Raw genomic sequence first — 4,165 nt, 5'->3', positions numbered from 1 at the left:
TTTCAGGATAGGTCTTCTTGTAACCGGTATCCGTCAGTCCAATGCGCTTGAGTTCCTGGCACCACGGTTCGGCGTGCCCTAAGCCATCAGGGCCGGTCTTTGGTACCTCTATGCAGAATATCTTCTTGTCAGAGCATTGCGGCCAGTTGTGATCCGCCGAGTTTGCGGACACCAAGTGAAAATCAAGCTTCGGAAATCTTTCTTCAAGCGTCTTGTACAAGAAAATGGCCGAGTCTGGCGACAGGTCTCGGCGGATGAAGATCGCTCGCCCTGGAAAGGACTCAAGAGCGAGAAACTTACCTTTTAGATGATCATACTTCGATTTAGCTTGTTCATAGTATAACGGAAAATCCGGTAAAACCGTTCTTTCGTCCGACAACGGGAAATCATGAAAGTAGTATACATGCGTCTTAGTATTTATAACTGACTTTTGGTCATCATATATCTTGAGATCTTCGAGTTTGAAAAAACCTTCAAAGTCGTTCTTAATTGCACCGATTAAGGCGTCGTAAGGCGTAATCAACCAATCGAAATAATCAGCGTCCAACTTGTCTGTGTGAAGTTTTACTTGATACGCAACTTCACATATTGCGCCGAGCGAAATAACTCTCTGCTGCACGATAAGATGCTCCAGGACAATTCAGCCCTGAGGCATCTTTGGATTGTGGCCGCCTGTCAAGGCCAGGTCGACAGCGGTGCTCGCTTCCAACTGTTCGCACTGACGCAGCGGTACTCGAAGTTGGTGTCGAAGGCCCTCTGGCCGTACGTGCACGCGGCGCCGGATGATGCAGGCGGCGCAATGCTCGCATCTTTTGCTATGCGACTGTTCGATGTTGCGCCAAACATTTGTATGTCGACAGAACTGGTGTCAGCGAATAAACCCAGAAAGCCAGGTCCTGTTGACTGAGCTCCTCTAATTTTATAATCGTTATAGCCGCTATCTCCAACAGACACGTCGATAGCCGCAATAGTACTTCCCAGGACCATAAGGTTAACAATATTACCTGAGGCGTTGTTTGTTTGGTACACGCCGATTCTTGGCGGTTGACCAGACATGAAAATTGAACCCAGAATTGTACCGTTTACTTTATTGTTTTTCCCTGCGAGAATAATCGACGAAGATCCGGCCCCCCAGGGAGCGTAGTACAGGACGCTATCACTGTACTGCGAAAAGTTTCCGCCAATGTAAGCCGGAGCCGTTAATGATCCCTCGAAGTGAGAGTTTGTAAAATCATTTGATCCGCTCGCATCGTAGACGCCATATATGGTCCTATTTGCAACAGTGGACCTATGCCAAGTATGAACTTTAGAAAATCGGCCATTCATGAACCCGCTAATTGAAAGTTGGCTATAGGTGTTGTTAGCCTTCTGCCCAGCATCAACGATTACGATGTTATCTAAGATACTATCGTGAGGTCCACGTAAATCCGCTCCATTTGCCCCAGTCGTATCGATGAGAATATTGTTGAACGATGCCTCCATGGGGAAGTCGCCGTACTGACCCCATTCGGTTCGAAGCCCTATGTCTGGGCATTGTTTGATCGTAAGATTCCTGAGTCGGAACCGAGCGCCGTAGATCGCAAGGCAGTCGCCACTCGTGTTGTTGGCGCGATTGCCATCTAAAGTCAGGTCGGAAAGAGAGAAATCGAAGAAACCGCCTTCAGAACCGGTGCCGTAGAGAGAATAAGCGTTACCGCTAGTCAGAAGTGAAAGGTTGGTTCCATTCTTGAGTTTGAGTGTGGTCACACCCTCACCCCGCCCCCGAATAGTCACGCCCGATGGAAAGTTGATCGCGCCCGTCGTGAGGGTGCCGCCGGGGAGCAGCAACTCGCGCTTCTGGGATGACGCCGCAGCGATGGCCGCCTGGACGGCACAAGTATCGTCAACAGCACCCGCGCAGGCGCCGCCACGAAAGCTGTCAACACTGAGCGGGATGTCGGCGAGCCGCCCGAGCAGGGTGCGCGCCACGTTTTCGCCCGGCACCGTCACGCTCATGCCAGACACGTCACCGGTCGAACCCTGGTCAACCGCGGGGAGCGTGACCTTGCCCGGCGTGAGGGTCCAAGTCTTCGAGCTTGTATTGAGGCAGCCAAGCGGGACCATGGTCTTGCTGGTGCGCTCGCGCGCGGCGAGGGCAGGGCAAGCGCCCGAGTTCTGCAGCCCCAGCTCGGGCAGCGTGTAGATTTGCGCGGTGACGACGGGCGTGAGACCGACGAACGCGACGAGCGCGAGGCAGAGAATGCGAAGCATCGGTGCGTCCATCAGTTCGGGAGAAGGGCAGCCTGGGCCAGCACGTAGGCCAGTTGGCTGTCGGTGAGCGTGAGCGTCGCTTTGACGAAGTCTGTGAAAGCCGAGCCGGCCGTGACGAAGGCTGTGCCGGTGAAGGCGCGATTCACAACATCGCTCGGGTCTGACGGAACGGCAGCGGTCAAGGTTGCCGTAGCTCCGGGCGTGTAGGCTTCCAGAGCCGCGAGGAAGCGGCGCCGATCCGGCCCAAGGGCGGTTACGATTCCGCCCGCCGCGATGTCGAAGCGAAATGCCGTACCTTCACGTGTTGCCGTTATGCTCGGTGTCGACCGCACGTCGATTGGGAAGGTGGGTCGGATCGGATAGGAGGGCATGACTGGCTCCGGCACTTAGGCGAATTCGATCGGCTCGTCGAAGATCTCTTCCGTCTCCGGGCCGATCGTGACCTCGAGCCCGGAGAGCGCCGTCGCGACGAGGGACAGCCGAACGCTCCAGGCGCGGCGCAGGAGCGCCGGCCAGTTCTGATGAAGCTTCATGGTGCGGGGTGCTCCAGGCGTAAAAAAACCGCCCGGAGGCGGCTGGAAGCGGCAATGGTTGGAAATGTTACGCCTTGGGCGGCCGCACCATCATCGCTGCCGGATTTCCTTCCGCGAACTCGAAATCGAACGACCTGAACAGATCGACCAGCTTGGATTGGTCGGAGGTTGCGTGGTCCTGCAGCGCGCCCTCACTGTCGGGCTGCGGCTGCAGATGCAGCGTCATGCCTTCAGCATCAGCGTCCGCGCAGACCTGCTCCAGCAACCGCTTCTGGATGCCGCGGCCCCGCAACGCCGTCGGCGTGAACATTTGGCTGACCAGAGCGTGCTTTTCGCTCGGCCCTACGGTCACGATGACGTTCGCCGTCTGGCCTTGCTCGCGATCAAGGAAGAAGTAGTTTCCGCGCATCGGTCTATCCTGTGAATGCAGTGGTTGCACGAGGTGCGAAGGTTACGCCGGCCTCATACGTGAAGTTGATTGTGACGCCGGAGCCGATGACCGCACCGTTGTTGTCCAAGGCACGGAAAGTGATCGTGGCCGCATCGGCGGCGATGATGCGAAAGCTGCCGAGGATCGGTCGCGGCCGGATTGCGATATGGTTGGGGATCTGGCCGCAGAAGTGAGAGAAGACGATGTTGCCGCTCGCGTCCGTGACGCCGGAGGCCGCGCCAGCGCTCAGGATCGCGGTGACGTCGCCAGCAGCTCGTGGAGCATTGTTGTTCGGCGGGGTGAAGGCTGGCCCACCTGGGATCTGAGCCGTGCCGAACACGGTCTGCACCGGGTTTGCTCGCTTGTACTTGACGATCTCGACGGTGGCGCCGTTCACCGCGACAAAGCCTGTCGCGTTTCCGATCCTATTGAACACACCCTCGTGGAATTCGGTGATGCAGAGCTGAGAGTTCAGCCCATCAAGATAGCCGAAGCCGCCGCGCATCCCGTTCATCTTAAGGAGCGCGGCCCGGATGGAGACGTTCGCACCGGCGCACTCGATGCCGTAGTTGCCCGCCGTGCCGTAATTCTCCTGCAGGTGCGTCGCCCATCCAAAACTGATGCTAGCGTACGCAACATCCGCATCGACAGTCAGAAGATGGCAGCACAGATCGGCGTAGGCACCCTGAATGAAGCCTTCCGCGACGCTGGTCAGGGGGTTCGGCTGATTAGAATCGATGAACGATCCGAGCCGGATGAGTCTTTTGTAGAAAATGCCGAACACATACTCGGCGCGAAGTCCATCAGCACGACGAGCATAAAGAACTGTGCCGTTCGTAGCGGTGTACTTGTTGGCGAAATCGTTGTTGACCCAAAACGGCCAGGCATGGATGACGCCGATGTGAGGCACGTCATACTGCTGCTCGTAGGACACGCCGACATTGAAGAACTG

The 4,165-nt window shown here is 56.5% G+C and carries 6 protein-coding genes; all 6 read right to left on the bottom strand.

Annotated features, from left to right (window positions below; genetic code table 11):
• Nucleotides 1-619: DUF1796 family putative cysteine peptidase (locus K2Y56_RS22100; RefSeq protein WP_292512865.1), on the bottom strand; the 619-nt coding region annotated here is incomplete at its 3' end.
• A 56-nt stretch (nucleotides 620-675) separates the two neighbouring features.
• Nucleotides 676-2,250 carry a glycosyl hydrolase family 28-related protein gene (locus K2Y56_RS22095; protein WP_292512863.1) on the bottom strand — a complete coding sequence of 525 codons (1,575 nt, stop codon included), beginning with the start codon at nucleotides 2,248-2,250 and terminating at the stop codon, nucleotides 676-678.
• A gap of 11 nt (nucleotides 2,251-2,261) precedes the next feature.
• Nucleotides 2,262-2,621 carry a hypothetical protein gene (locus tag K2Y56_RS22090; RefSeq protein ID WP_292512860.1) on the bottom strand — a complete coding sequence of 120 codons (360 nt, stop codon included), beginning with the start codon at nucleotides 2,619-2,621 and terminating at the stop codon, nucleotides 2,262-2,264.
• Nucleotides 2,622-2,636: 15 nt separating this feature from the next.
• Nucleotides 2,637-2,783 carry a hypothetical protein gene (locus K2Y56_RS22085; protein WP_292512857.1) on the bottom strand — a complete coding sequence of 49 codons (147 nt, stop codon included), beginning with the start codon at nucleotides 2,781-2,783 and terminating at the stop codon, nucleotides 2,637-2,639.
• 67 nt (nucleotides 2,784-2,850) lie between these two features.
• Entirely contained in the window at nucleotides 2,851-3,192 is a 342-nt protein-coding gene (locus K2Y56_RS22080) for a hypothetical protein (RefSeq protein ID WP_292512854.1), read from the bottom strand.
• Between the two features lie 4 nt (nucleotides 3,193-3,196).
• The coding region (locus K2Y56_RS22075) for a hypothetical protein (protein WP_292512851.1) at nucleotides 3,197-4,165 on the bottom strand (969 nt) is incomplete at its 5' end.

The sequence above is a fragment of the Methylobacterium sp. genome (assembly GCF_019745455.1).
In the GTDB taxonomy this organism is placed as follows: domain Bacteria; phylum Pseudomonadota; class Alphaproteobacteria; order Rhizobiales; family Beijerinckiaceae; genus Methylobacterium.
This window is presented reverse-complemented; position numbering and strand designations above follow the sequence as displayed.